Here is a 26,140-nt window from a genome sequence, read left to right on the forward strand (position 1 = left end):
AAAAAGACATTCCTGACTCCCCAGGGCGCCGAAGTCATCTCGTTTTAGCCCCGGACGACACCCCACCCCGTCCCCGCCCCCGGCCTGGCGGCGTCAGGGGGCGAAGCGGTCCGGGCGGAAGGGGGTGGGGGAGAGTGGGGGTTCGGTGTGCGTGAGGGCCGCTGTGATGAGTTGGCCGGTGGCGGGCGCCAGGCCGATGCCCGCGCCCTCGTGGCCGCAGGCGTGGAGGAGGCCGGGGGTGCGGGGGTCCGGGCCGATGGCCGGGAGGTGGTCCGGGAGGTAGGGGCGGAAGCCGTGGTAGGCGCGCAGGGCGCGGACGTCCGCCAGGACCGGGAAGAGGGCCGCGGCCTGGGCGGCCAGGCGGCGCAGGGCGTCGGTGGAGAGGGTGCGGTCGAAGCCGACCCGTTCGCGGGTGGCGCCGATCAGGACCGGGCCCGAGGGGGTGCCCTCCACTACGGCGGAGGACTGGAGGGCCGCCGAGTCGCTGGCCACGTCCGCGATGTAGTCCGCCGCGTAGACCTTGTGGCGGATGAGGGGGGGAAGGGGTTCCGTGACGAGGACGAAGCCCCTGCGGGGCAGGACGGGGAGGGTGGTGCCGGCGAGTTCGGCGATGCGGCCGGCCCAGGTGCCGGCGGCGTTGACCACCGCCCGGGCGTGGAGGGTGCGGCGGGAGGTGCGGACGCCCTTGACCTCGTTCCCGTCCAGGAGGAGTCCGGTGACCTCTTCGCCCAGGTGGAGGGTGGCGCCCGAGGCCTTCAGGAGGTGGGCCGCCGCGAGGGCCGGCTGGACCTGGGCGTCCTGGGGGTAGTGGAAGCCGCCCGCCAGGCCCGGGGCCAGGTGGGGTTCCAGGTCGCGCGGGTTCGCGACCTCCGTGGCGACGACGCCCGCGGCGCGCTGGCCCTCGGCGAAGTGGCGCAGGGCCTTGAGGGTGGTCTCGTCGGGGGCCACCACCAGGCCGCCCTTGGGCTCGTACTCGACGGCCCGGGGCAGTTCGGCGGAGAGCTCCTGCCAGAGGCGGGCGGAGAGGAGGGCCAGGTCGAGCTCCGGGCCCGCCTCCTTGTCGGAGACGAGCAGGTTGCCCTCGCCCGCGCCGGTGGTGCCGCCGGCCACGGGGCCACGGTCCACCACTGCCACGGAGAGACCGGAGCGGCTCGCGTAGTACGCGCACGCGGCTCCGACGACGCCGGCGCCGATGATCACGACGTCCATGTCAGTAATATGTCACATTCTTTTGGTGGTGCCTAGGGCCGGCTCCGCCCCCCGGCGGAGCCGGCCCCGGGCGCGCGGTCAGCTGCGGAGGGGGCCCTCACAGCTGTAGGAGGAGGTGCCCGCCGTCTTGTTGTCCCAGATCTGCACGGGCCCGAAGGAGCAGTTCATGTCCGCCAGGTTGTTCGAGACCGCGCCGGCCCGGTCGAGGATGAAGTAGTCGACCGTCTCGGACATGTCCTTGAAGTTCTGGTCGTCGCTGCGCCAGTTCTTCAGGTTCGCGGTGATCCGGCCCGTACAGGTGAAGCGGCGCTTGCCGGGGTCGCCGTTCTCCACGCAGTCCGGGGTGTTGTACGTCGCCGAGGCGAAGGTGGACTTCACGTTGGCGAGCGCGGAGTCGCGCAGCTGATCGTTGGCCGTGAAGGTGGTGTTCGGGACGTAGAGCTGGTCCACCTTGGCGATCTGGGCGTCCAGGAAGCGGTTGTAGTCGCGCTGGAGGTAGGTGTCGGCGCCCATGCGGTTGCGCCAGGCGTCGAAGCCCGCAACGTCGTTGGCGCGCTGGTAGCCGTACATCTCGCGCAGCAGTGAGGGCTTCTCGGTCCAGAGGAACTCGAAGAAGGTGCCCGCGTAGTTGTAGAAGCGGAAGCCGTCGCCGTCGTAGGTGGCGTGCAGGAGCTGGTCGATGCTCATGCGCGGACCGCCGCCGGCGGTGTCGTTGATGATGCCCTTGACCAGGGACTTGCGGACGGCGATGCCGTTGTCGCGGGTGGAGCCGTCGAAGAACTCGGCGGTGCCCTCATCCATGGCGGTGGTGCGGTCGCCCTGGTACCAGTCGCCCTGGCCGAAGGTGCCGGGGACGGCGAAGCGGCCGTTGAGGTAGTGCGTGTACTCGTGGCGGAAGAGCTCTTCGAGGGTGAGGGAGGAGTCCTGGGGGACGCGGCGCTGGTAGGTGTAGAAGGTGGCGCCGTTCTCGATGTAGATGCCGCCGTTGTTGGTGCCGTACCCGGTCAGGATCGGGTGGTAGTTCTCGTAGTCGGCGCGCGAGGCGTAGAGCACGATGTTCAGGGTGCTGTTGGGGTCCCCGGCGAGCGGCTGGTCGGTGCCCAGGACGCGGTGGAACTGGGTCTTGACCTGCTTGCTCGCGTAGTAGAGCTGGTCGACGGTGGCCCGGTCGAGGGCGGTGCGTACCTTGATGCCGCCGTTGTCGTAGGTGTAGGTGTTCGGGAACAGCTGCTTCTCGATGTCCTCCTTGCACACCCCGTACGGCTTGCAGGCCTCGTAGAAGTTGAGCCAGGAGACCAGCTTGGCCCACTGCTCGCTGCCGTTGCCCCAGGTGGACTTGACCGGTCCGAGGAGGGCGCCGAGGTCGGCCGTGATCTGGTCCTTGAGGCCGTCGACCTGGCCGAAGCGGCCGTACTCGCCGAGGGCGTCGCGGGCTGCCCAGGCGTTGGCGCCGCCCTTGAGGTGGCCGTAGCCGGCGAAGGCCTTGAAGAGGGCGCGGTAGGCGGGGTCGGCCTTGACCGCGGCCTGGAAGGCGGCGTCGTTGTTGCCCGGGTAGACGCCCAGGTAGTTGACGGAGAGGGCCGCGAGGGCGGCACCACCCCAGGAGGCGTCCTGGTTGGTGGCCGGGTGGGAGGCGTCCAGGGTGGCCAGGACCTTCTTGATCAGGCCGATCTGGTGCTGGCGCAGGCCGGGGGCGCTGCCCGCGTAGAGGGCCTCGCGCAGGGTGCGGGCGTTGGAGGCGGTGACGTCGAAGGTGTGGGCCGAGTTGCCGAAGTCGGCGATGGCCTGGCGCATGGCGTCGACGGTGGGCGCGTCGGTGACGTCGATCTCGGTGCGCGAGTAGTCGTGGTAGGCCACGGCGTGCAGGTAGGTGAACATCTCCTCCAGGTGGGAGGAGTTGCGGCCGTCGTGCGCGGCGGCCAGGGCGGATATCCGGTGGGAGACGGCCTGGACGTGCGCGTCGGACATGACGGGCGCCAGGCGCGCGTCCCAGGTCCATATGAGGCCGCGCAGGCAGCCGTCGGCGGTGACGGCCGGGTCGCCGAGGAAGTCGGCGAACTGCTCCGGGCTGAGGCCGGTGATCCCGTCAAGGGTGCAGGGGACGCCCGCGGCCACGCTCTTGGCGGTGGGCGCGGCCTGGGCCGTGGCCGTCTTGCGGCTCTTGTCGGCGCCGGGGGCCGCGTCGGCGGCGCCGGGAACCCGGTTGTCGGCGACGGACTTGCCGCCGGGGGCCGGGGCGGGGGCCGGGGCGAGCTGCTTGGCGTCGGCGAGGCGGTCGACCTCGTCGAAGGGGTTCGGCGCGGCGGCCGGACCGGCGGCGAAGGCGGCGGGCGCCGACGCGGCGGGTGCGGCGGCGGGGGTGCCCCGCTCGGCGGCCTGGGTCACTGCCTGGCCCGCGGTGGCGAGGAGGGTGACCGTGACGGCGGCGGAGAGGAGAGACGTACGCACAGCTCTGTGCTGGGACACCTTGATGCTCCTGTGGGAAGGGAGGTGGGGGTAGTGGTGCGTGAACTGCCCTGCTTCACACGGCGTTTGACGGGGATTAATGTGCCGCGGTGTGAGCTGTAACATAGTAATGTGAAATTGCACTGGCAAGACCTGTGCGCACACCAGTTCAGTCCTTCTCGAGGGAGCCTCCGTGACCGACACCCCCTCCCGCCTGAACACCGGCAGCCACGACCTGCCGGTATCGGCAGAGTTGTCCCGCTTCATGGCCGGGAATTGGGCACCCTCCCCCCTGCCGGCCGGCTCCCGGGTCACCGCGTACGACGTGACCCCCGCCCGGCGCGCCCGGCTGTCCGCCCGCTTCCCCGGCGAGCGGCTCATCGTCCCGGCCGGTGAGCTGAGGGTCCGCTCCAACGACTGCGACTTCCGCTTCCGGCCGCACAGCGCCTACGCCTGGCTCACCGGCCTGACGGGCGAGGACCAGGTGGGCCACGTCCTGGTCCTGGAGCCCGCCGGAGCGCACGGCCACGAGCCCGTCCTCTACCTGCGCCCCCGGTCCGACCGCGCCGACGGCACCGAGGAGTTCTACCGGGACCGCCGTTACGGCGAGTTCTGGGTGGGCCGGCGCCCCGACCTCGCCGAGGCCGAGCGGCTCACGGGGCTGCGCTGCGCCCACCTCGACGCGCTCGGCTCCCCTACCGGGCGCAACGCCGCCACCGACGCCGGACTGGCCGCCGCCCTCTCGGAGCTGCGGCTCGTCAAGGACGCCTGGGAGGTCGACCAGCTCCAGCTCGCCGTCGACCACACCACCGCCGGGTTCGAAGACGTCGTACGGGCCCTGCCCGCGGCCCTCGCCCACCCGCGCGGCGAGCGCTGGATCGAGGGCGTCTTCAACCTGAGGGCCCGCGCCGAGGGCAACGGGCTCGGCTACGAGACCATCGCCGCCTCAGGCGCGCACGCCTGCGTGCTGCACTGGATCCGCAACGACGGCCGCCTGGATCGCGACGAACTGCTGCTGCTGGACGCGGGCGTGGAGACCGGCAGCCTCTACACCGCCGACATCACCCGCACCCTGCCGCTGTCCGGGCGCTTCTCCCCCGTCCAGAAGCAGGTCTACGAACTGGTGCTCGCCGCCCAGGAGGCCGGAATCGCCGCGCTCCGGCCCGGCGCCAGCTTCCGCGACTTCCACCGGGCCGGCATGCGCGTCATCGCCGAGGGCCTCGCCGAGTGGGGCGTACTCAAGGACGCCGAGGGCGACCTGCACCGGCGCTACACCCTGTGCAGCAGCGGCCACATGCTCGGCCTCGACGTCCACGACTGCGCCCGGGCCCGCGCCGACACCTACCTGGACGGCGTGCTGGAGGAGGGCCAGGTCCTCACGGTCGAGCCGGGCCTCTACCTCCAGCCGGACGACGAGACCCTCCCCGCCGAACTGCGCGGCATGGGCGTGCGCATCGAGGACGACCTGGTCGTCACCGCCGACGGGGCCCGCCTGATGTCCGGCGCCCTGCCGCGCACGGTCGCCGGCATCGAGGAGTGGATGGGCACCCTCCTCGACTCCGCCTCCTAGGCCGTCCCTTCCGGGGTCACGGGAGCACCGCGATCCCGTCCAGTTCCACCCGGGCCTCGGTGTCCCAGAGGCGGACCACACCGACCACGGCCATCGCCGGGTAGTCGCGCCCCGCCAGCCGGCGCCAGATCCGGCCCAGTTCGGGGGCGTGGGCCCGGTAGTCCTCCACGTCCACCGCGTACACCGTCACCCGGGCCAGGTCCGAGGGGCCGCCGCCCGCCGCCGCGAGGGCCGTCAGCAGGTTGGACAGGGCGCGCTCGAACTGCTCCGGCAGGGTCTGGCCCACCACCTTGCCGGAGCCGTCGAGCGCGGTCTGGCCGGCCAGGAACACCAGCCGGCCCCCGGTGACGGCGACGGCGTGGGAGAAGCCCGTCGCCGGGGAGAGCTCCGCCGGGTTGATCCGCTCCGGGCGCCCGGCACGGTCGGCGCTCATCGGCCCGCCACCCCCCGGTAGAGCTCCTTGGCGATGATGCCGCGCTGCACCTCGCTGGCCCCCTCGTAGATCCTGGGCGCCCGCACCTCCCGGTACAGGTGCTCCAGCAGATGGCCCCGCCGCAGGGCGACCGCCCCGTGCAGCTGGACGGCGTGGTCGACCACGTACTGGGCGGTCTCCGTCGCGAGGAGCTTGGCCATCGCCGCCCGCCTCGGCACGTCCGGCGAGCCGCTGTCGTAGGCGCCGGCCGCCGCGTACACGAGCAGCCGGGCGGCCTCGGTGCGGGTGGCCATCTCCGCCACCCGGTGCCCGACCGCCTGGAGGTCGGCCAGCACCCCGCCGAAGGCGGTCCGGCCGGCGGTGTGGGCCAGCGTGGCGTCCAGCGCGGCCCGCGCCATGCCCACCGCGAAGGCCCCCACGCTCGGCCGGAACAGGTTCAGGGTCTCCATCGCCACCCGGAACCCCTGCCCCGGCTCGCCCAGGACGTCCTCCCGGCCCACCGGCACCCCGTCGAAGGCCAGGGAACCGATCGGGTGCGGCGAGAGCATGTCCAGGGCCTCACCCGTCAGCCCGGGCCGGTCCGCGGGGACCAGGAACGCGGTGATGCCCTTGGCACCCGGCGCCTCACCCGTTCGGGCGAAGACGGTGTAGAAATCGGCCTCGGGGGCGTTGGAGATCCAGCACTTGGCCCCCTCCAGCCGCCAGCCGGTCCCGTCCGGGGCGGCCGCCAGGGCCAGCGCCGCCGCGTCCGACCCGGCGCCCGGCTCGCTCAGCGCGAACGCCGCCACCAGCCGGCCCGCCCGCACCCCCGGCAGCCACCGCTCCCGCTGGGCGTCACTGCCCGACCGCAGCACCGGATGACCCCCGAGCCCCTGGAGAGCCAGGGCCGTCTCGGCCTCGGTGCAGCCGTAGGCGAGGGACTCCCTCAGCAGGCACAGCTCCAAGGCTCCGGAGGAGAAGACCCGCTCCAGCAGACCCAGTTCCCCCAGCTCCGCCAGCAGCGGCCGGTTCACCCGGCCGGCCTCGCCCTTCTCGGCGAGCGGCTTCAGCCGCCGCTCCGCGAGGGCGCGCAACTGCCCGCACCATTGCTCTTGTTCCACTCCGAGCGCGAATCCGGCCATCCGAAGGCCCCCAAGTCCCGTCGTATTCCTCTATCGCGTCCTGTTGACTGCCGTCACCATCACGATACGCTCTGGACAGATCAGCACGGCCGGCTCCACCCCAATCCGGACGTCGCAAGGGGGCGAACCCGCCTTGGAGCTCAAGCCTTCCGCCCACACCGACACCTTCGCGCGAGACCACCTGCCGCCCACCCACGCCTGGCCGGAGCTCGTCTTCGAGCTGCCCGAACTGGCCTATCCGGACCGGCTGAACTGCGGCGCCGAGCTGCTCGACGCCACCATCGGCCGGTTCGGGCCGCAGCGGCCCGCCTTCCGCAGCGGCTCGGGCGAGGTGTGGTCCTACGGAGAGCTCCGCGCACGCGTGGACCGCCTCGCCCACGCCCTCACCACCGACCTCGGCGTCGTCCCCGGCAACCGGGTGCTCCTGCGCGGGCCCACCGGCCCCTGGCTCGCCGCCTGCTGGCTGGCCGTGGTGAAGGCGGGCGCTGTGGCCGTCACCGTGCTGGCCCAGCAGCGGGCCCAGGAACTGGCGACGGTGTGCGCCATGGCCCGGGTCCGGCACGCCATCTGCCACACCGACGCCCTCGACGACCTGGCCAGGGCCGCCGTACCGGACCTGCGGATCACCCCCTACGGCGGCGACTCCCCCGACGACCTCCTGCGTCTGGCAGAGACCCACACCGCCCCCTACCCCGCCGTCGAGACCTCGGCCGACGACGTGGCCCTCATCGCCTTCACCTCCGGGACCACGGGCCGTCCCAAGGGCTGCATGCACTTCCACCGCGACCTCCTCGCCGTCGCCGACACCTTCTCCCGTACCGTCCTCAGACCCCGCCCCGACGACGTCTTCGCCGGCAGTCCGCCCCTCGGGTTCACCTTCGGCCTCGGCGGACTGGTCGTCTTCCCGCTGCGGGCCGGGGCCTGCGCCCTGCTGCTGGAGGAGGCCGCACCCCGCCGCCTGCTGCCCGCCCTCGCCGAGCACCGGGTCAGCGTCCTGTTCACCGCTCCCACCGCCTACCGCTCGATGCTGGACACCCTGGGCCCCTACGACAGGGGGGCCTACGACCTGTCCGCGCTGCGCCGCTGCGTCTCCGCCGGCGAGAACCTGCCCGCCGCCACCTGGCAGGCCTGGTACGAGCGCACCGGACTGCGGATCATCAACGGCATCGGGGCCACCGAGCTGCTGCACATCTTCATCTCCGCCGCCGACGAGGACATCCGCCCCGGCACCACCGGCCGGGCCGTCCCCGGCTGGCAGGCCCGCGTGGTGGACCCCTCCGGCCGGCCCGTGCCCGACAACGAGCCCGGACTGCTGGCCGTCCGCGGCCCGGTCGGCTGCCGCTACCTGGCCGACCCCCGCCAGGGCGAGTACGTCCGCGACGGCTGGAACCTGACCGGAGACACCTACGTACGCGACCCCGACGGCTACTTCCGCTACGTCGCCCGCGCCGACGACATGATCATCTCCTCGGGCTACAACATCGCGGGCCCCGAGGTGGAGGAGGCGCTGCTGCGCCACCCCGACGTGGCGGAGGTCGCGGTCGTCGGCCGGCCCGACGAACGGCGCGGGCAGGTCGTGGTGGCCTACACCGTGCCGCGCGAGGGAGCCGTGCTCACGGAGGAGGGGCTGCGGACCTTCATGAAGGAGGAGCTGGCCCCCCACAAATGCCCCCGGTCCTTCGTCTTCCTGCCCGCGCTGCCGCGGACGCCCACCGGCAAGCTCCAACGCTTCCGGCTGCGCGATCTAGAGTGAACCCGTGGTCGAGCAGCACACTCCGCGATCCCTGATCGTCACCTTCTTCGGCGCCTACGGGCGGTCCTTCGAGGGCGGCGCCGTACCCGTGTCCGCGCTGGTCCGCCTGCTGGGCACGGCCGGGGTGGACGCGCCCTCCGTCCGGTCCTCGGTGTCCCGGCTCAAGCGGCGGGGCTTCCTGGTGCCCGCGAAGGCCGCGGACGGCTCGGCCGGATACGAGCCCTCCGAGGAGGCCCGGCTGCTGCTGGAGGACGGCGACCGGCGGATCTACGGAGCCGTGCCGGTCTCGCCGGAGTGGCTGGTCGCCGTCTTCTCCGTCCCGGAGCAGGAGCGGCACAAGCGGCACCTGCTGCGCTCGCGCCTGGCCCGGCTGGGCTTCGGGGCCGTGGCCCCGGGGGTGTGGATCGCCCCGGCCCAGCTGGCCGAGGAGACCGGGCACACCCTGGAGCGGCTGCACCTGACGGCGTACGTGGAACTCTTCCGCGGCGCCCACCTCGGCTTCGCCCCGACGGCCGAGGCCGTGGCCCGCTGGTGGGACCTCGCCGCCCTGGCCAAGCAGCACGAGGAATTCCTCGACCTCCACGAACCGGTCCTGCGGGCCCTGCAGTCGGGCCCCGAGCCCACCCCCGAGGCCGCCTACCGGGCCTACCTGCCCGCCCTGGACACCTGGCGGCGGCTGCCCTACGCCGACCCGGGGCTGCCGCGGGAACTGCTCCCGGCCGACTGGCCGGGCGACCGGGCGGCCGCGGTCTTCGCCGAACTGCACGCCCGGCTGCGCGACGCCGGCGCCCGCTTCGTCCAGCCCTCGTAGAGTGCTCATGGTTCCTCCTCGTCCGACGGCCCGCCACGGCGGCGGGGCCGTTGTCCTGCTCGCACTCCCAAGATCCCAGCGGCCCGCCGCCCCTTCCTCCCCCGTGCGAGGGGATCGCCTCCCCCGCCCGGGGGAGCGCACCCGCCACCCCGCACGCCCCTGAGCCCGGCGTCCGGCGCCCGGCGCCCGGCCGCCCCCGCGAAAACCCGGTGCGGGCCCGCTCCCCGGCCCGCCACGATGGGACATGACCTGGACCTTCAGCACCGATCTGGCGGCCTGCCTGGCCGCCGCGCGCCCGGCCGTGGCAGCGCACCCCGTCGTCAACACCACCCTGCTGAGCGTCATCGACGCCCTCGAGCGGCGCGGCCCACGGGCCTACGGCGACGCCGATCCCGTCTTCGGCTGGTGGACCGGAGCCGACGAGACCGTCGCCGGAGCCGTCCTGCACACCCCGCCGTTCCCGCTGCTGCTCGGCGTCCTGCCCCCGGAGGCGGTCCGCGCCCTGGGCGCCGCGCTCACCACCGAACCCCTGCTCTCCCGCGTCACCGACTTCAACGCCCGCCGCGCCGACGCGCAGGCCCTGGCGGAGGCGTGGGGCACGCCGACCCGCGTCGCCGAGGAGCTCCGGCTGTACCGGCTGGGCACCCTGACGGCCCCCGACCCGGCCCCCGGCGGCCGGGCCCGGCCGGCCACCGAGGCCGACCTGCCGCTGCTGGCCCGCTGGACCGCGGAGTTCAGCCGCGAGTGCGGCACCCCCGTCGCCCCCTCCGAGGCCTCCCTGCGCGACCGGATCTCGTACGGCGGGTTCCTCCTCTGGGAGCACGACGGCAGACCGGTGTCACTGGCCGCGTTCTTCCGCCCGATCGGCTCCGCCTCCCGCATCGGCCCCGTCTACACCCCGCCCGCCGAGCGGCGCCGCGGCTACGCCGCCGGGGTGACGCACGCGGCGAGCGAGGCGGCGCGCGCGGCCGGGGCCGGCGAGGTCCTCCTCTTCACCGACCTCGCCAACCCCACCAGCAACAGCGTCTACCAGCGCCTCGGCTTCACCCCGGTCGAGGACCGCGTCGAGCGGATCCGCGCCTGAGGCGGCCCGGCGCCCGGCCCGGCGCCTGAGGCGGCCCGGCGCCCGGGGCGGCCCCGCTCGGGAACCGCGCCGCCTCACCCCTTCCCGGTCGGCGGCTTGCGGCTGCCCGCCCGGTAGGGGGCGGGCCAGGGCGCGCCGGGGCCGGCGTACTCCTGGTCGGCGGCCGCGTGCAGGGTCCAGTGCGGGTCGTACAGGTGGGGGCGGCCCAGGGCGCACAGGTCGGCGCGGCCGGCCAGCAGCAGGGAGTTGACGTCGTCCCAGGAGGAGATCGCGCCGACGGCGACGACGGGGATCCCGAGCGCGTTGCGGATCCGGTCGGCGTACGGGGTCTGGTACGAGCGCCCGAACTCCGGGGCCTCCTCCGCGACCACCTGGCCGGTGGAGACGTCGATCGCGTCGGCGCCGTGGGCGGCGAACGCGGCGGCGATCCGCTCCGCCTCCTCGGGCGTGGTGCCGCCGGGGGCCCAGTCCGTCGCGGACAGCCGGACGGTCATCGGGCGGTCGTCGGGCCAGACCTCGCGGACGGCGTCGAAGACCTCCAGGGGGAAGCGCAGCCGGTTCTCCAGGGAACCCCCGTACGCGTCGTCGCGTTGGTTGGTGAGGGGGGAGAGGAAGCCCGACAGCAGGTAGCCGTGGGCGCAGTGCAGTTCGAGCAGGTCGAAGCCGCAGTCGGCGGCGCGGGTGGCGGCCGCCGCGAAGTCGGCGCGGACGGCGGCGAGCCCCGCGGCGTCCAGGGCGCGCGGCACGGCGGAGACGCCGCGCTTGTAGGGCAGTGCGGAGGCGGCGACCAAGGGCCAGTTGCCGTCCGGGAGGGGGTCGTCCATGCCGTCCCACATGAGCCGGGTCGAGCCCTTGCGGCCGGAGTGGCCGAGCTGGACGCCGAGGGCGGTGCCGGGCGCCGAGGTGTGGACGAAGCCGGCGATCCGCTTCCAGGCGGCCGCCTGCTCGGCCGTCCACAGCCCCGCGCATCCGGGGGTGATCCGGCCTTCGGCGCTGACGCAGACCATCTCGGTCATGACGAGCCCGGCCCCACCCAGGGCCCGCGCGCCCAGGTGCACCAGGTGGAAGTCGCCCGGGACCCCGTCCTCGGCGGAGTACATGTCCATGGGCGAGACGACGACCCGGTTGCGCAGGGTCAGCCCGCGCAGGGTGAAGGGGGTGAACATGGGCGGGGTCACCGGCCCGTCCGGCCCCTCCTGCGGGCAGCCGAAGTCGGCCTCGACCGCGCGGGTGAAGCGGGGGTCGCGCAGCCGCAGGTTCTCGTGCGTGACCCGGCGGCTGCGGGTGAGCAGGTTGAAGGCGAACTGCCGGGCGGGCTGGCCGACGTAGCCGCCGATCTCCTCGAACCAGCGCATGCTGGCGGCGGCGGCCCGCTGGGTGCTGGCCACGGCGGGCCTGCGTTCGGCCTCGTAGGCGGCGAGGGCCTCGGGGACCTCGGGGTGGGCGGCGACGGCCTCGGCGAGGGCGAGGGCGTCCTCGACGGCGAGTTTGGTTCCGGATCCGATGGAGAAGTGGGCCGTGTGGGCGGCGTCGCCGAGGAGGACCACGTTCCCGTGCGACCAGCGTGCGTTGACGACGGTGTGGAAGCGGGTCCAGGCGGAGCGGTTCCCGCGCAGCGGCCTGCCCCGCAGCGCCTCCGCGAAGATCTTGGCGCAGCGCGCCGCGGACTCCTCCTCGTCGCAGAGGTCGAGGCCCGCGGCCCGCCAGACCTCCTCGCGCATCTCGACGATGGCGGTGGAGGAGTCGGCGGAGTAGGGGTAGGCGTGCAGCTGCATGATGCCGTGCTCGGTCTCCGCGATCTCGAAGCGGAAGGCGTCGAAGGCGAAGTCGGCGGCGAGCCAGACGTAGCGGCAGCGGCCAGGGGTGACGGTGGGCCGGAAGTGCTCGGCGCCGCTCTCGCGGGTGGCGCTGTGCACCCCGTCGGCCGCGACGACCAGGTCGTGGGAGCGGGCCAGGGTCCAGGCGTCGGGGGCCCCGGTGCGGAAGCGGAGCCGGACGCCGAGGGCCTCGCAGCGGGCGTGCAGGAGCTCCAGGAGGCGGCGCCGGCCGAGGGCGGCGAAGCCGTGGCCGCCGGAGGTCAGCAGCCGGCCGCGGTGGACGACGTCCACGTCGTCCCAGCGGACGAACTCGGCGGCGAGGGCGGCGTGGACGGCCGTGTCGGCGCGTTCGATGCCGCCGAGGGTCTCGTCGGAGAGGACGACGCCGAAGCCGAAGGTGTCGTCGGGGGCGCCGCGCTCCCACAGGTCGACGGCGTGCCCCTGGCGGGCCAGCAGCGCGGCGGCGTAGAGCCCGCCCGGCCCCCCGCCGATGACGGCCACCCGCTTGGCGGCCCCGGGCGCGGGCTGGGGCATGGCCCTACCTCCCCTTCCACTGCGGCGGCCGCTTCCCGGTGAAGGCGGCGTGGAACTCGGCGTAGTCCTGGCCGTGCATCAGCAGGGCCTGGGTGCTGGCGTCCAGCTCCACGGAAGCGGCCAGCGGCATGTCCAGTTCGGCGGTGAGCAGGGCCTTGGTCTGGGCGTGTGCGAGGGCGGGTCCGGCGGCGAGGCGGGCGGCCAGTTCGGCGGCCCGGACGTCGGCCTTGCCCTCGTCGACCAGCTCGCTGAGCAGGCCGATGCGTTCGGCCTCGGGGGCCCGTACGGGCTCTCCGAGCATCAGGATCCGGGTGGCGTGGCCGAGGCCGACGACCCGGGGCAGCAGGTAGGCGGCGCCCATGTCGCCGCCGGAGAGCCCGACGCGGGTGAAGAGGAAGGCGAAGCGGGCGGTGGGGTCGGCGATGCGGAAGTCGGCGGCGAGGGCGAGGACGGCCCCGGCGCCCGCGGCCACCCCGTGCACGGCGGCGATCACCGGGAAGGGGCATTCGCGGACGGCGCGGACCACCTGGCCGGTCATCCGGTTGAAGTCGAGGAGCTGGGAGGTGTCCATGGCGAGGGTGGCGCCGATGATCTCGTCCACGTCCCCGCCGGAACAGAAGCCGCGGCCCTCGCCGGCCAGGACGAGGGCGCGTACGGAGCGGGTGCGGGAGAGTTCGGCGAGCAGATCGCGCAGGTCGGCGTAGGCGCCGAAGGTGAGCGCGTTCAGCTTCTCGGGGCGGTCGAGGGTGACGGTGGCGATGCCGTCCTGCCGGGTCACCCGCAGGTGGCGCCACCGTTCGGTCGCTGGTGTGGAACCGGTGAAGGGACTCACGCGTACGACGCTATCACCGACTTGTGACTGCCGTCACGGAAACGCGACAGATGGGGGACGGCGGCCCGACCCGAGGCGAAGGTCCCGCCGCGGCGCGGCCCTGGGTCCGCCCCCTTCGCGCCGGGGTGCCCTACGGGGCGCCCGCGGGGCTCCGTATCGTTGAAGTCGAAACGGGAGCCCCCTCCCCGCGCCCCACCCCGCCCCAGCCACCCACCCCGACGGAACGGAACGGACGGACCGGTCATGCCCGACGCCTCCGCCTGGCGGCTCGCCCTCCCGCACACGGCCGCCGCCGTGCCCATGGCCCGCGCCCTCGTCCGTACCGCCCTGACGGAAACGGAGCCGTCCGCCGACCGCGACACCGCAGAGCTGCTCACCGCCGAACTGGTGGCCAACGCCGTCGAGCACACCACCGCGGGGGCACCGATCGAGCTGGTCGTGGAGATGCTGGCGGACGGCTGCCAGGTGGAGGTGCACGACGGCGACCCCCGGCCGCCGCGGGACCTCGTGACCCGCCCGTACGAGGCCCACCCGGACCCCTGGCAGGAGCACGGCCGCGGCCTGCTGCTGCTCCGGGCCCTGAGCTCGGCCTGCGGCCACCGCCCCACCGAGCACGGCAAGGCCGTCTGGTTCACCCTGCCGGCCTGCGCGACGAGCGTCTGACCGGCCGGGCCCGGGTGCCCCGGGCCCGTACGACGGCCGGGCCCGGGGCTCCGCCCGTATGACTATGCGGCGGGCTTCGCCATCGTGGCGACGAGCACGGCCTTGATCGTGTGCAGCCGGTTCTCCGCCTCGTCGAAGACGACGGAGTGCGCCGACTCGAACACCTCGTCCGAGACCTCCAGCCACTCCAGCCCGTGCCGCTCGTGCACCTCCCGCGCCACCTTGGTGCCGAGGTCGTGGTAGGCGGGCAGGCAGTGCAGGAACCGCACGTCCGGGTTGCCGGTGGCGCGCAGCACGTCCATGGTGACGGCGTACGGGGCCAGGGCCGCGATCCGCTCGTCCCAGACCTCCTTCGGCTCGCCCATCGAGACCCACACGTCCGTGGCGACGAAGTCGGCCTGCGCCACGCCCTCCGCGACCTCCTCGGTCAGGGTGATCCGCGCCCCGCTGGACGCGGCCAGTTCGCGGGCGCGCGCCACGACGGCCTCGGCCGGCCAGTACTCCTTCGGCGCGACGATCCGTACGTCCATGCCCAGCAGCGCGCCGGTCACCAGGTAGGAGTTGCCCATGTTGAAGCGGGCGTCGCCGAGGTAGGCGAAGGCGATCCGCTCCAGCGGCTTCGCGCAGTGCTCGGTCATGGTCAGCACGTCGGCCAGCATCTGGGTGGGGTGCCAGTCGTCGGTGAGGCCGTTGAAGACGGGCACGCCGGAGGCGGCGGCGAGCTCCTCGACCGCCTCCTGGCTGTCACCCCGGTACTCGATGCCGTCGAACATCCGACCGAGCACCCGCGCCGTGTCCCGGACGGTCTCCTTGTGGCCGATCTGGGAGCCGGAGGGGTCGAGGTAGGTGGTGTGGGCGCCCTGGTCGGCGGCGGCGACCTCGAAGGCGCAGCGGGTGCGCGTGGAGGTCTTCTCGAAGATCAGCGCGATGTTCCTGCCCTGGAGGCGGCGCTCCTCGACGCCCGCCTTCTTGGCCGCCTTGAGTTCGGCGGCGAGCTCGACCAGGCCGCGGAACTCGGCGGCGGTGAAGTCGAGCTCCTTGAGGAAACTGCGGCCGAAGAGGTCGGTGGCCATCGGGACTCCAGGGGGACGCTGACAGGGGATTGCGGAAGTCTATACGATCCCTTGTATTGATATGCAGTCTGGTGGATCACATGTGCGGTATCCGCACCTGTGATCACCAGTCCGTCCCCCTCAGCCTGCGCTCAGCCGGCGTCCCGTTCCACCGGGCAGCTCATGCAGCGCGGCCCGCCGCGGCCCCGCCCCAGCTCGCTGCCGGGGATCTCGATCACCTCGATGCCCTCCTTGCGCAGGTGGGTGTTGGTGGTGACGTTGCGCTCGTAGGCGACGACCACCCCGGGCTCCACGGCCAGCACGTTGCACCCGTCGTCCCACTGCTCGCGCTCCGCCGAGTGCACGTCCTGCCCCGCGGTCAGCACGCGCACCTTGTCCAGGCCCAGCGCCGCCGCGATCGCCCGGTGCATGTGCTCCGGCGGGTGGTCGCTCACCTGGAGCTCGCTCGCCCCCTGCCCCGGCCGGATCGTGTAGGAGCGCAGCATGCCGAGCCCCGCGTACTGGGTGAACGTTTCCTCGTCGACCATCGTCATCACCGTGTCCAGGTGCATGAACGCCCGCCGCTTGGGCATGTCGAGCGCCACGATGGCCGAGGCCGACCCGGCCGCGAACAGGCCGCGGGCGAGCATCTCCACCGCCTGGGGGGTGGTCCGCTCGCTCATCCCGATCAGCACCGCGCCGTTGCCGATGACCAGGACGTCGCCACCCTCGATGGTCGAGGGGTAGTCCGACTGGCCCTGCGACCAGTAGTGGAAGGGACCCGAGCCGGTGAAGAGGGGGTGGTGCCGGTAGATCGCCTCGAAGTGCACGGTCTCGCGCTGCCGGGCCGGCCAGCGCATGGCGTTGATGGACACCCCGTCGTAGATCCAGGCGGAGGTGTCCCGGGTGAAGAGGTGGTTGGGCAGCGGCCCCAGCAGGAAGCCGTCCGTCTCCAGCGCGTGGAAGCGCACCGACACCGGCTCGCTGTGCCGCTCCAGGAACTCACGCTTCGTCATGCCGCCGACGAGCGCGTCCGCGAGCTCGGCCGAGGTCAGTCCGTCGAAGACCGAGCGCAGGTGGTCGGTGGCGAGGGGCCCGTACTCCTTCTCGTCGAAGACCCGGTCCAGGACGAGGTGGCGCGCCTCGGTGATGTCGAGGACCTCGCGGAGCAGGTCGCCGAAGAGGTGGACGGCGACGCCCCGGTCGCGCAGCACGTCGGCGAAGCCGTCGTGCTCCTGGCGGGCCCGGCGCACCCACAGCACGTCGTCGAAGAGCAGGGCGTCCTTGTTGCTGGGTGTGAGGCGCTTCAGCTCCAGGTCGGGGCGGTGGAGGATGACGCGGCGAAGCCGCCCGGTCTCGGAGTCGACATGGAATCCCATGCCGTAGACGTACCCAGACCGGACGGCTTTGCGACCCGGAGTCGGGTGTGCCGCTCAGCGCAGGCCGAGGAGCGCCGAGGGGGTGCCGATGAGCTCCGGGGCGACCACGCCCAGCTTGGGGGCGGTCAGGTTCGGGATCCCCATGTTGCCGGCGTCGGGCATGGTCAGCGGGGCGCCGACGACCGCGCCGGGGGTCCGGGTGAGCAGGGTGGTGGCCGGCGACTCCAGGGAGCCCTCGCCGTCCGTCTCCTTGGAGCCCAGCAGGTTGGGCACCGGGGAGACGACCTTGGTCAGCCCGAGGTCGGTGGCCACCGGGACCGCCGGGAGCAGGGGGCTGGGGAGCAGGTCGCCCTTGTGGAGGACGGGTGCCTCGGGCGCGCCGACGACCGGCATCGGGACGGCGGTGCCCACCTGCGGCGTGGGTACGCCCAGCGTGGTCTCCACGGCGTCCAGCGGGACACCCACCGGAACCGTGGCGGCCGTGGCCGGGGAGGCCGCTGCGGCCGCGGCCATACAGGTCATGAGCGCCGCAATGCTTCCGCGCGCGGTCATCTTCATAGGTGACGTTCCGTCCTTCCAGGGTCGCGGACATTCCGCTGCCCTGGTTGAACGATCCCGCCACCGGTTTCCCCGGCCTTCTCGGCGAAAGTTCCCCCATACGACCTAATTCCGGGCCGTACGGGGGCCGCCGCTTTACGCCGCCCTCCCGGCTCGTGGCCGGGGCCGGCTCACAGCCGGGGGTCGACCGGCTCCGACTCCAGGGCGAGGACGGCGAACACCGCCTCGTGGACCCGCCACAGCGGTTCCGCCGCCGCCAGCCGGTCCAGCGCCTCCAGCCCGAGCGCGTACTCGCGCAGGGCGAGCGAGCGCTTGTGCCCGAGGAACCTCTGCCGCAGCCGCTCCAGCTGGTCGGGGCGGGTGTACTCCGGACCGTAGATGATCCGCAGGTACTCGCGCCCGCGGACCTTCAGCCCGGGCTGGACCAGCCCCCCCTTGCCGTCCCGGGCGTAGGCCTGGAGCGGCTTGACGACCATGCCCTCGCCGCCCGCCCCGGTCAGCTCCAGCCACCAGTCGGTGCCCGCGCCGACGGAAGCCGCGTCGGCGGTGTCCACGTACACGCGGCGGGTGCGGCGCAGCAGCGGGGCGGCGGACCGCTCGTCGGCGTCGGCGAGCCGGTCCAGCCAGGCCAGCTGCTCGTCGTGCGGTACGGCCGCCAGCGACCGCCCGGCCGCCGCGAGCAGCTGGAACGGCGCGAACCGTACGCCGTCCAGCCCGTCGGTGGTCCAGCAGTAGCGGCGGTACGCCTCGGTGAAGGCCTCGGCGTCGCCGGCCCGGCCGCGCTGGCGCTCCAGCAGCCCGCCCGTGTCCACGCCCCGGGCCTCGGCGGCCGCCAGGGCCGCCACGGCCTCCGGGAGGACGGTGCGGGAGGCCGCGCCCACCGCCGCGTACTGGCCCTGCAGCAGTCCGGTCGACTTCAGGGACCAGGGCAGGAGTTCCCCGTCCAGCAGCAGCCAGTCCGTGCCCAGCTCCTCCCACAGGCCGGCGCCGTCCACGGCCGCGCGGAGCCGGGCGAGGAACTCCTCGGTGAGCTCCCGCTCCTGAAAGAAGGGGCGGCCGGTGCGGGTGTAGACGGAGCCGGTGGGGCCGTCCTCGACGCCGAACCGGGTCAGGGCGGTGGCGGCGTCCCGGCACAGCAGGACGGTCGCGCGGGAGCCCATGTGCTTCTCCTCGCACACGACCCGGTCGATGCCGTCGGCCCGGTACTGGGCGAAGGCCTCGGCGGGGTGCTCCAGCCAGCCGTCCTCCGCGGAGGTGGCCGTCGGCGCCATGGTCGGCGGCAGGTACGGCACCAGGCGGGGGTCGACGGCGAAACGGCTCATGACCTCCAGGGCCGCGGCCGCGTTCTCCTCGCGGACGCCGACGTTGCCCAGGTGGCGGGTCTCCACGACCCGGCGGCCCTGGACGTCGGCCAGGTCGAGGGGGCGGCCGTCCAGCCCGCCGGGCGCCTCGGCGGCCAGCGGCTTGACCGGCTCGTACCAGACCTTCTCGGCCGGTACGTCGACCAGTTCGCGCTCGGGCCAGCGCAGGGCGGTCATCCGGCCGCCGAAGACGGCTCCGGTGTCGAGGCAGATGGTGTTGTTGATCCAGGAGGTGTCCGGGACGGGGGTGTGCCCGTAGACCACGGCGGCCTTGCCGCGGTAGTCCTCGGCCCACGGGTAGCGCACGGGCAGGCCGAACTCGTCGGTCTCGCCGGTGGTCTCGCCGTAGAGGGCGTGCGAGCGGACCCGGCCGGAGGTGCGCCCGTGGTACTTCTCGGGCAGCCCGGCGTGGCAGACCACCAGCCGGCCGCCGTCGAGGACGTAGTGGCTGACCAGGCCGGAGATGAACTCCCGCACCTCCTTCACGAACTCCTCGCTCTCATGGGAGAGCTGCTCGACGGTTTCGGCGAGGCCGTGGGTCTGCTGGACCTTGGAGCCCTTGAGGTAACGGCCGAGCTTGTTCTCGTGGTTCCCGGGCACGCACAGCGCGTTGCCGGACCCGACCATGCCCATCACCCGGCGCAGCACGCCCGGGCTGTCCGGGCCGCGGTCGACGAGGTCGCCGACGAAGACCGCGGTACGGCCCGCGGGGTGCACCCCGTCCTCGTAGCCGAGCTTGACGAGCAGGGTCTCCAGCTCGGAGGAGCAGCCGTGGATGTCGCCGATGATGTCGAAGGGGCCGGTGAGGTGGGTGAGGTCGTTGAAGCGCTTCTCCAGCACCACCTCGGCGGAGTCGGCCTCCTCCGGGGTGCGCAGGACGTGCACCTTGCGGAAGCCCTCGCGCTCCAGTCCGCGCAGCGAGCGGCGCAGTTCGGAGCGGTGGCGCTGGATGACGCGGCGCGGCAGGCCGGCCCGGTCGGGGCGGGCGGCGTTGCGTTCGGCGCAGACCGACTCGGGCATGTCGAGGACGATCGCGATGGGCAGCACGTCGTGTTCGCGGGCCAGGCGGACGAGCTCCTGGCGGGACTCCCGCTGGACGCTGGTGGCGTCCACGACGGTGAGGCGTCCGGCGGCCAGCCGCTTGCCGGCGATGTGGTGCAGGACCTCGAAGGCGTCCTTGCTGGCGCTCTGGTCGTTCTCGTCGTCGGCGACCAGGCCCCGGCAGTGGTCCGAGGAGAGGATCTCGGTGGGCTTGAAGTGCTTGCGGGCGAAGGTGGACTTGCCCGATCCGGTGGCCCCGATGAGGACGACGAGGGCCAGGTCGGTGACGGGGAGTACGCGGTGGTCCGTGCGGGTGGTCATGCTGCCTCTCCCTCCTTCGGGGTGGCGGTGGCGGTGGCTGCGGTCTCGGCGGGGTCGGTGGTCCGGGTGAAGACGGCCATCTGGGTCGGCGGGCCGACCTCGGGGTCCTCGTCGCCCACGGGCCGGTACGCGACGGCGTAGCCGTGCCGGGCGGCGACCCGTCCGGCCCAGGTCCGGAACTCCTCGCGGGTCCACTCGAAACGGTGGTCGCGGTGGCGGACCCGTCCGGCCGGCAGGGACTCCCAGCGGACGTTGTACTCGACGTTCGGGGTGGTCACGAGGACCGTGCGGGGGCGGGCCGAGCCGAAGACGGCGTACTCCAGCGCGGGCAGCCTGGGCAGGTCGACGTGCTCGACGACCTCGCTGAGCACGGCCGCGTCGTAGCCGGCCAGCCGCTTGTCGGTGTAGGCGAGGGAGCCCTGGAGCAGCCGGACGCGGGAGCTCTGCCGCTCCCCCATGCGCTCCAGCCGCAGCCGGCGGGAGGCGGTGGTCAGGGCCCGCACCGAGACGTCCACGCCGACGATCTCGGTGAACGCGGTGTCCTTCAGCAGTGCCTGGACCAGCTGGCCCTCCCCGCAGCCCAGGTCCAGGACGCGCGCCGCGCCGGCCTCGCGCAGCGCGTCGAGGACGGCCTCGCGGCGGCGTACCGCGAGGGGCACGGACCGCTCGCGGGCCGCGTCGTCCTGCCCGGCCGCGACGCCGTCGACGGTGGTGTCCACGGCGGTGTCCACGGTGCCGTCCACGGCGTTGTCGAGTTCCTCGGCCTCGCTGCCGTCGGCCTCGGCGAGGCGGGCCAGCTCCAGGCGTTCCATGGCGCTCTGGGTGAGCCGCTTGTGGCGGGCCAGGTAGCGGGAGGTGATGAGCGCGTGCTCGGGGTGCGCCGCCAGCCAGCCGTCTCCGGCGCGCAGGAGCTTGTCCACCTCGTCCGGGGCGATCCAGTAGTGCTTGGAGTCGTCGACGACGGGGAGCAGCACGTACAGCTGGCGCAGGGCGTCCTCCAGCCGGAGCTCTCCCTCCAGGACCAGCCGCAGGTAGCGGCTGTCGCCCCAGTCGGGGAACCGTTCGTCGAGGACGATCGGGGTGGTCTCCACGGAGTCCCAGCCCAGCGGGGCGAACAGCCTGCGCACCAGGTCGGCGCCGCCGCGGGCGGGCAGTACCGGGATCTCGACGCGCAGCGGGCGCTGCCGTGCGGGGAGTTCGGGCCGGGCGGCGCACTGGCCCTTGAGGGCGGTGCGGAACACCGAGCTCAGGGCGACGGCGAGCAGCGAGGAGGCCGCGTACGGGCGGTCGTTGACGTACTGGGCGAGCGTGGCGTCGGGAGCCCCGCCCCGGCCCTTGCCCTGGCCGCGCCGGACGAGCGCGACCGGGTCCACTTCCAGGAGCAGCGCGGCCGTGCACGTCCGGTCACTCGCCTCGGGGTAGAACACGTGGGCCGTGCCGTGGGAGGTGGCGAAGGCCTGCGTCTTCCCGGGATGCTTGTGCAGCAGGAATCCCAGGTCGGTGGCGGGTTCTTCCGGGGTGCCGGTCGTGCTGATGGTCAGGAACATGCGCTTCAGTATGTGCCGGGGCACCCCGGCGGCCCACTGGTTTTCATACCGCCGGCGGCGGGGGGGCCGAGGGCCTCGCGGAGCCCCGCGATCCAGGGCGGCCCGACCCGGCAGCAGCCGCCGACGAGGCGGGCGCCGGCCGCCCGCCAGGCGGCGACGGGCCAGGGGCCGGGGTGGGCGGGGGCGTGCCAGGTGCGAGTGGCGGCGGCCCAGACGGAGCCGTCGTTGGGGTACGCCAGCAGCGGCTTGGCCGTGACGGACGCGGCCGCCTCGAGCGCGGGCAGCACCTCCCGCGGGTCACAGCAGTTGACGCCGACGGCGATCACCTCGGGGGCGTCGGCGGCGAGGGCGAAGGCCTCCGCGAGGGGCTGGCCGGCCCGGGTCCGGCCGCCCTCGACGGTGTAGCCGAGCCAGGCCCGCGCCCCGGTGCCGGCCAGGACCCGCAGCAGGGCCTCGGCCTCGTCGGAGTCCGGGACGGTCTCCAGCGCCAGGACGTCCGGCCCGGCCGCGAGCAGCGCCTCGATCCGGGGGCGGTGGAAGGCGGCCAGCGCCTCCCGGGTGAGCCCGTACCTGCCGCGGTACTCGGAGCCGTCCGCCAGGACCGCCCCGTACGGGCCCACCGAGGCGGCCACCCACACCTCGTGCCCGGCGGCCCGCGCCGCGCCGTCGGCCACCCGGACCGAGCGCTCCAGCAGACCGGGGTCGTGGCCGAGCTGGTAGCTCCCGGTGATCAGCACCTCGGCGCCGGCCCGGACGTACGCCGCGTGGGCGGCCGCCACCTGCTCCGGGCGCTCGGCCAGCACCCGGCCCGTCCAGAGCGAGCCGGACAGGTCGCAGCCCTGGTCGGCGAGCTGGTTGCTCAGTCCGCCGTCCAGCAGCACGGGCCTGCGGGCGAGGGCGTCGGCGAGCGGGCCGGTGGCGCGGGGCACGGTGCGGTCCTCCGTCCTGTGGTGGGGTGCGGCCGGGCCGGACGGCTCAGCCGAGCTGGGACATGACCTGGCCGGCGATCAGCTCCAGGTGGTCCAGGTCGCCGAGGTCGAGGACCTGGAGGTAGACGCGGGAGGACCCGATGGCCGCGTAGGTGCCGAGCTTCTCGACGACCTCGGCCGGGGAGCCGGCCAGGCCGTTGGCCTTGAGCTCGTCGACCTCGCGGCCGATCGCGGCGGCCCGCCGGGCGACCTCGGCGTCGTCCTTGCCCACGCACACCACCAGGGCGTTCGAGTAGACGATCTCCTCCGCCTTGCGCCCGGCCGCGGCGGCGGCCTCCCGGACCCGGGAGAACTGCCGGCGGCTGTCGTCGACGGAGGCGAACGGCATGTTGAACTCGTCCGCGTACCGGGCGGCGAGGCGCGGGGTGCGGCGCGCCCCGTGTCCGCCGACGAGGACGGGGATCCTGGCCTGGGCCGGCTTCGGCAGGGCCGGGGAGTTCTCCACCTGGTAGTAGCTGCCCCGGAAGTCGAAGGACGCGCCGGGCTCGGTGGCCCACAGCCCGGTGACGATGGCCAGCTGCTCCTCCAGGCGGGCCATCCGCTCCGCCGGGAAGGGGATCCCGTACGCCTTGTGCTCCTCCTCGAACCAGCCCGCGCCCAGGCCGAGTTCGACGCGGCCGCCGGACATGGCGTCGACCTGCGCCACCTGGATCGCGAGGACGCCGGGCAGCCGGAAGGTGCCGGCCGTCATCAGCGTGCCCAGCCGGATCCGCTTGGTCTCACGGGCCAGGCCCGCGAGGGTGATCCAGGCGTCGGTGGGGCCGGGCAGCCCGTCGACCGACCCCATCCGCAGGTAGTGGTCGGAGCGGAAGAACGCGTCGAACCCGAGTTCCTCGGTGGCCTTGGCGACGGTCAGCAGGGTGTCGTAGTCGGCGCCCTGCTGCGGCTCGGTGAAAATGCGAAGATCCATGACTCCATCCTGCCCTTCCCGCTCCCCTGCCGGGTGAATCTGCGTCAACCGGGAGGCGCGCGCCCCGTCGCGTCAGTGACCAGCGCGGATGGGGCTCGTTGGCTCGGACGGGGCCGGACCGCCCGGCCCGCGCGCCGGCGGCCTCCCGCCGGTACGACCACCGCCCCCTTCCGCACCGGAAGGGCCAGGGCCGAGGAGGCCGCCATGTCCCACGAGTCCGTGCCCGAGTACCCCGGACAGACCGGACAGGCAGCACACGACCACGCACACCAGGAGCCGGCGGTGCCCGCCCAGGGCGGCGCGCCGAAGGGCCTGCTGCAGCAGATGGAGGAGCTGATGGCCGCGCTCAACGCCGACCTGTCCCAGCTCGACGCCGACCTCCAGCACTCCGCGGACCGCACTCCCCCCGCCGAGCCGGTCACCCCGGGCAGCCGCGCCTACGAGAGCGAGCGCCGCTCCGACCGGTCCTTCTGACCGGCCGGGGGTCCCGTCGCACGCGGCGGGACCCCTCCGCCGCACGCGCCGCCACGCCCCGGGGCCCGCCGCACGGCCGCGTCACAGCACGCCACGCCCGCGTCACAGCACGCCCGAGGCCGACCCCCGTTCCCTGACGGCCATCCGGCGCAGCAGGGCCCGCACGCGGTCGCTCGACTCGTCCGCCGCGTCGATCGACTCTATGCACTGCCAGTACAGGCCCTCGTCGTCCGTCGCGCAGGCCACCCCGACGAGCGCTATCCCGACCTCGCCGAGCAGCGCCTGGAGTCCCAGCAGCGCCTGCCGTACATCGGCCACACCCGTCAGCTGCGCCGCCCGCGGCGGCTGGTCGGGCCCGGCGCCCTCACCCTCGCCCAGGGCGGAGCGGTCCATGGCTCCGCAGCCTCTGCCTCCGGCTTCCCCCAGCCCCCTCGCCTCCGCTCTGAGCTCCGGCGGCCCCGTGACCGCCAGCCAGCTCCCCACTCCCTGGGCGAGCGCCTGGGCCTGCCAGGCCTCGCCCACGATGTCCCACGCGGCCGCGCTCCTTGCCAGCGCGTGCCGGCCGGCCGCGATGAGCCGTACCGCATCCATATGCCGTCCCCCGTCCGCACGACATCCCGCCAATCTCCACTACCCAGAGTGAAGGCAACGAGCCAGTAAAGCCAGGGGTATTCGGAAATCTGTGGACACAATCAAGGTTGTGGACGACACCATCACTCCGAAGAGTGACGATCTGGGGTCCATGTCCCGCTCGCCGGGAAACGGTGTTCGTTCCGTTCGATCTTCGCGGCGAGCGCATCCAGCACATCCACCCCGAGAACCTCACAGAACTGCAGCAGATACGCCAGTACGTCGGCCACCTCATCGGTCACCCGGTGTGCGCTTTCGGGCTTTTCCATGATCGCCGCTGACTGTTCCGGTGTCAGCCACTGGAAGATCTCGACCAGTTCGGAGGCCTCCACGCTCAGCGCGACGGCCAGGTTCTTGGGCGTGTGGTACGGGGCCCAGTCCCGCGCGGCCGCGAACTCGGCCAGCCGTCGCTGGAGTCGGTACAGCCGTTCGCCTCGCGGTGGCGGCTCCGGCCCGTCGTCCGTGGGTGCAGCACTCATGGGGACAGGTCTACCACTGAGACGCCGGGGACCTCCCGGGCGGTTCCGGCGGTGTCCTCGCCGACCGCCCCCACCAGCCGGATGTGGCCGCGCGCCCCGGACAGCAGGGCCAGGCGCAGCAGTTCGGCGGTCTGCCGCCGGTCCAGGCCCCGGTCGAGACCGTCGGCGAGCACGGTCAGCGCCTGCCGGGCGGAGAGGAGTTCGGCCGCCGGGTCCACGGCCAGCACCCCGGGGCCGGTGAGCAGGACGAGGGCCAGGGCCAGGAAGCGGAGTTCACCGTCGCCGAGCCGGGCGAACTCCGTGGCGGGCCGTCCGGCGCCGCGCTCCAGCAGGGCCGCCACCAGCCCGCCGGGCCGGCCGCCGCCGGCCCCGGTACCGGCCCCAATACCGGCCCCGGTACCCGCCCCGGCGCCGCCCGGGCCCTCCTCCCGCACCCCCAGCCCGGCCACCGGCCCCGCGCACCCGGTCCGCGCCGCCCCCGCCAGCAGAGCGTGGCGGGTGCCGCATTCGTGGCGGGTCCGGCGCAGGACGTCGGCCAGGTTCCCGCAGTCGCCCCGCAGCCGGCCCTCGCCGGGCGGCACCGGCGCCCGCATCCGGTCGGGCCGGGGGTCGCAGGGGAACACCGACCGCAGCGCCACCACCACCTGTTCGGCGGCGGCCAGCACCCGTCGCTGCCCGGCCGTGGCCCCGGACACGCGCAGCGGCAGCAGGGCGGTGCCGAGCCGGTCACCGGGCAGCGCGGCGCGGGTCATGCCGGCGGCGCCGCCGCTCAGCCAGGCGGCCTGGACGGAGGGCCGGCGCGGATCGCGCAGGGCGGTGGCGAGGAGCACGGTCCCGTCCTGGGAGAGCCGTTCGCCGGCGATCCGCAGCGTGGGCTCCGCCTGTACGGCGAGGTCGAGGCGGACGGGGCCGGCCGGCCCGTCGACCGTGACGCCGATCCGGAAGCCGCGCCGACCACCGGCGTCGGGCCGGGCCGCTTCCGGCACCCGGGCCGCCGGGTCCGGGAAGACCTCCTCCAGCGCGGCCCCGGAGGCGAGCCGGGACAGGGCCGCGTAGGCCTCCAGCGCCTGGGACTTGCCACTGCCGCTGGGCCCGGTGAACAGGGTCAGCGGGCCCAGCGGGAACAC

Annotated in this window: 22 protein-coding genes; 6 read left to right on the plus strand and 16 right to left on the minus strand. The window is 74.0% G+C overall.

What is annotated here, in order from left to right; translation table 11 throughout:
• Window positions 1-93: 93 nt before the first annotated feature.
• Window positions 94-1,209 carry an NAD(P)/FAD-dependent oxidoreductase gene (locus ACFVXK_RS24760; RefSeq protein WP_389615121.1) on the minus strand — a complete coding sequence of 372 codons (1,116 nt, stop codon included), beginning with the start codon at window positions 1,207-1,209 and terminating at the stop codon, window positions 94-96.
• Between the two features lie 78 nt (window positions 1,210-1,287).
• Window positions 1,288-3,675, minus strand: coding sequence for a collagenase (locus ACFVXK_RS24765; RefSeq protein WP_389615123.1), 2,388 nt, complete (start codon window positions 3,673-3,675; stop codon window positions 1,288-1,290).
• A gap of 172 nt (window positions 3,676-3,847) precedes the next feature.
• Here ACFVXK_RS24765 and ACFVXK_RS24770 point away from each other — a divergent pair, with 172 nt between their 5' ends.
• Window positions 3,848-5,224: an aminopeptidase P family protein gene (locus ACFVXK_RS24770; RefSeq protein WP_389615125.1), complete on the plus strand. Its 1,377-nt coding sequence runs from the start codon at window positions 3,848-3,850 to the stop codon at window positions 5,222-5,224.
• A 16-nt stretch (window positions 5,225-5,240) separates the two neighbouring features.
• Here the strand turns inward: ACFVXK_RS24770 and ACFVXK_RS24775 are convergent, their stop codons facing one another.
• Together ACFVXK_RS24775 and ACFVXK_RS24780 are read right to left on the minus strand one after the other, a co-directional pair.
• Window positions 5,241-5,657: a RidA family protein gene (locus tag ACFVXK_RS24775; RefSeq protein ID WP_389615127.1), complete on the minus strand. Its 417-nt coding sequence runs from the start codon at window positions 5,655-5,657 to the stop codon at window positions 5,241-5,243.
• Complete coding sequence (locus ACFVXK_RS24780) at window positions 5,654-6,778, minus strand: acyl-CoA dehydrogenase family protein (protein WP_389615128.1); 1,125 nt, start codon at window positions 6,776-6,778, stop codon at window positions 5,654-5,656. Before ACFVXK_RS24780 ends, ACFVXK_RS24775 begins: the two co-directional genes overlap by 4 nt.
• Before the next feature lie 133 nt (window positions 6,779-6,911).
• Here ACFVXK_RS24780 and ACFVXK_RS24785 point away from each other — a divergent pair, with 133 nt between their 5' ends.
• The 3 genes from ACFVXK_RS24785 (at window position 6,912) to ACFVXK_RS24795 (ending at window position 10,426) form a co-directional block, all read left to right on the plus strand.
• On the plus strand, window positions 6,912-8,531 hold the full coding sequence (locus ACFVXK_RS24785) for an AMP-binding protein (protein ID WP_389615130.1): 1,620 nt from the start codon (window positions 6,912-6,914) through the stop codon (window positions 8,529-8,531).
• Window positions 8,532-8,535: 4 nt separating this feature from the next.
• Entirely contained in the window at window positions 8,536-9,342 is an 807-nt protein-coding gene (locus tag ACFVXK_RS24790) for a PaaX family transcriptional regulator C-terminal domain-containing protein (protein ID WP_389615132.1), read from the plus strand.
• A 244-nt stretch (window positions 9,343-9,586) separates the two neighbouring features.
• Entirely contained in the window at window positions 9,587-10,426 is an 840-nt protein-coding gene (locus tag ACFVXK_RS24795; RefSeq protein WP_389615134.1) for a GNAT family N-acetyltransferase, read from the plus strand.
• A gap of 74 nt (window positions 10,427-10,500) precedes the next feature.
• Here ACFVXK_RS24795 and ACFVXK_RS24800 read toward each other — a convergent pair whose 3' ends face one another.
• Entirely contained in the window at window positions 10,501-12,777 is a 2,277-nt protein-coding gene (locus ACFVXK_RS24800; RefSeq protein WP_389615136.1) for a bifunctional salicylyl-CoA 5-hydroxylase/oxidoreductase, read from the minus strand.
• Window positions 12,778-12,781: 4 nt separating this feature from the next.
• Entirely contained in the window at window positions 12,782-13,609 is an 828-nt protein-coding gene (locus tag ACFVXK_RS24805) for an enoyl-CoA hydratase family protein (protein ID WP_358891735.1), read from the minus strand.
• A 243-nt stretch (window positions 13,610-13,852) separates the two neighbouring features.
• On the opposite strand from ACFVXK_RS24805, the gene ACFVXK_RS24810 reads away from it, so the two are divergent.
• Complete coding sequence (locus ACFVXK_RS24810) at window positions 13,853-14,272, plus strand: ATP-binding protein (protein ID WP_389615138.1); 420 nt, start codon at window positions 13,853-13,855, stop codon at window positions 14,270-14,272.
• Window positions 14,273-14,334: 62 nt separating this feature from the next.
• On the opposite strand, the gene argF is transcribed toward ACFVXK_RS24810, so the two are convergent.
• From argF to ACFVXK_RS24845, 7 genes are all read right to left on the minus strand, one after another.
• The gene (gene argF, locus ACFVXK_RS24815) at window positions 14,335-15,345 is read right to left on the minus strand and encodes an ornithine carbamoyltransferase (RefSeq protein WP_389615140.1); all 1,011 of its coding nucleotides are present in this window, start codon (window positions 15,343-15,345) and stop codon (window positions 14,335-14,337) included.
• A gap of 131 nt (window positions 15,346-15,476) precedes the next feature.
• A complete protein-coding gene (locus ACFVXK_RS24820; protein ID WP_389615142.1) occupies window positions 15,477-16,703 on the minus strand; it encodes an arginine deiminase in 1,227 nt (408 codons plus the stop codon).
• Between the two features lie 54 nt (window positions 16,704-16,757).
• Window positions 16,758-17,216: a hypothetical protein gene (locus ACFVXK_RS24825; protein ID WP_389615144.1), complete on the minus strand. Its 459-nt coding sequence runs from the start codon at window positions 17,214-17,216 to the stop codon at window positions 16,758-16,760.
• 215 nt (window positions 17,217-17,431) lie between these two features.
• Window positions 17,432-19,984 (minus strand): polynucleotide kinase-phosphatase, encoded by a 2,553-nt coding sequence (locus ACFVXK_RS24830; RefSeq protein ID WP_389615145.1) that lies wholly within the window; start codon window positions 19,982-19,984, stop codon window positions 17,432-17,434.
• Window positions 19,981-21,531, minus strand: a complete 1,551-nt coding sequence (locus ACFVXK_RS24835) for a 3' terminal RNA ribose 2'-O-methyltransferase Hen1 (protein WP_389615147.1) — start codon at window positions 21,529-21,531, stop codon at window positions 19,981-19,983. Before ACFVXK_RS24835 ends, ACFVXK_RS24830 begins: the two co-directional genes overlap by 4 nt.
• Before the next feature lie 5 nt (window positions 21,532-21,536).
• On the minus strand, window positions 21,537-22,460 hold the full coding sequence (mmuM, locus tag ACFVXK_RS24840; RefSeq protein WP_389615149.1) for a homocysteine S-methyltransferase: 924 nt from the start codon (window positions 22,458-22,460) through the stop codon (window positions 21,537-21,539).
• Window positions 22,461-22,506: 46 nt separating this feature from the next.
• Window positions 22,507-23,430 (minus strand): LLM class F420-dependent oxidoreductase, encoded by a 924-nt coding sequence (locus ACFVXK_RS24845; protein ID WP_389615150.1) that lies wholly within the window; start codon window positions 23,428-23,430, stop codon window positions 22,507-22,509.
• Window positions 23,431-23,634: 204 nt separating this feature from the next.
• Here ACFVXK_RS24845 and ACFVXK_RS24850 point away from each other — a divergent pair, with 204 nt between their 5' ends.
• Complete coding sequence (locus tag ACFVXK_RS24850; RefSeq protein WP_389615152.1) at window positions 23,635-23,904, plus strand: hypothetical protein; 270 nt, start codon at window positions 23,635-23,637, stop codon at window positions 23,902-23,904.
• 102 nt (window positions 23,905-24,006) lie between these two features.
• On the opposite strand, the gene ACFVXK_RS24855 is transcribed toward ACFVXK_RS24850, so the two are convergent.
• The 3 genes from ACFVXK_RS24855 to ACFVXK_RS24865 all read right to left on the minus strand — a co-directional run bounded on the left by ACFVXK_RS24855 (window position 24,007) and on the right by ACFVXK_RS24865 (window position 26,140).
• Complete coding sequence (locus tag ACFVXK_RS24855) at window positions 24,007-24,495, minus strand: DUF6099 family protein (protein ID WP_389615154.1); 489 nt, start codon at window positions 24,493-24,495, stop codon at window positions 24,007-24,009.
• Between the two features lie 122 nt (window positions 24,496-24,617).
• Window positions 24,618-25,013 (minus strand): nucleotide pyrophosphohydrolase, encoded by a 396-nt coding sequence (locus tag ACFVXK_RS24860; RefSeq protein WP_389615156.1) that lies wholly within the window; start codon window positions 25,011-25,013, stop codon window positions 24,618-24,620.
• Window positions 25,010-26,140, minus strand: coding sequence for an ATP-binding protein (locus tag ACFVXK_RS24865; RefSeq protein WP_389615158.1), 1,131 nt, complete (start codon window positions 26,138-26,140; stop codon window positions 25,010-25,012). Before ACFVXK_RS24865 ends, ACFVXK_RS24860 begins: the two co-directional genes overlap by 4 nt.

The organism is Streptomyces sp. NPDC058157, assembly GCF_042884105.1.
Taxonomy (GTDB): domain Bacteria; phylum Actinomycetota; class Actinomycetes; order Streptomycetales; family Streptomycetaceae; genus Streptomyces.

Coding starts and splice junctions, on each gene's coding strand:
- ACFVXK_RS24760 (WP_389615121.1), bottom strand. CDS start 1,209: ATGGACGTCGTGATCATCGGCGCCGGCGTCGTCGGAGCCGCGTGCGCG.
- ACFVXK_RS24775 (WP_389615127.1), bottom strand. CDS start 5,657: ATGAGCGCCGACCGTGCCGGGCGCCCGGAGCGGATCAACCCGGCGGAG.
- ACFVXK_RS24780 (WP_389615128.1), bottom strand. CDS start 6,778: ATGGCCGGATTCGCGCTCGGAGTGGAACAAGAGCAATGGTGCGGGCAG.
- ACFVXK_RS24795 (WP_389615134.1), top strand. CDS start 9,587: ATGACCTGGACCTTCAGCACCGATCTGGCGGCCTGCCTGGCCGCCGCG.
- ACFVXK_RS24800 (WP_389615136.1), bottom strand. CDS start 12,777: ATGCCCCAGCCCGCGCCCGGGGCCGCCAAGCGGGTGGCCGTCATCGGC.
- ACFVXK_RS24810 (WP_389615138.1), top strand. CDS start 13,853: ATGCCCGACGCCTCCGCCTGGCGGCTCGCCCTCCCGCACACGGCCGCC.
- argF (WP_389615140.1), bottom strand. CDS start 15,345: ATGGCCACCGACCTCTTCGGCCGCAGTTTCCTCAAGGAGCTCGACTTC.
- ACFVXK_RS24820 (WP_389615142.1), bottom strand. CDS start 16,703: ATGGGATTCCATGTCGACTCCGAGACCGGGCGGCTTCGCCGCGTCATC.
- ACFVXK_RS24825 (WP_389615144.1), bottom strand. CDS start 17,216: ATGGCCGCGGCCGCAGCGGCCTCCCCGGCCACGGCCGCCACGGTTCCG.
- ACFVXK_RS24830 (WP_389615145.1), bottom strand. CDS start 19,984: ATGACCACCCGCACGGACCACCGCGTACTCCCCGTCACCGACCTGGCC.
- ACFVXK_RS24835 (WP_389615147.1), bottom strand. CDS start 21,531: ATGTTCCTGACCATCAGCACGACCGGCACCCCGGAAGAACCCGCCACC.
- ACFVXK_RS24845 (WP_389615150.1), bottom strand. CDS start 23,430: ATGGATCTTCGCATTTTCACCGAGCCGCAGCAGGGCGCCGACTACGAC.
- ACFVXK_RS24850 (WP_389615152.1), top strand. CDS start 23,635: ATGTCCCACGAGTCCGTGCCCGAGTACCCCGGACAGACCGGACAGGCA.
- ACFVXK_RS24855 (WP_389615154.1), bottom strand. CDS start 24,495: ATGGATGCGGTACGGCTCATCGCGGCCGGCCGGCACGCGCTGGCAAGG.
- ACFVXK_RS24860 (WP_389615156.1), bottom strand. CDS start 25,013: ATGAGTGCTGCACCCACGGACGACGGGCCGGAGCCGCCACCGCGAGGC.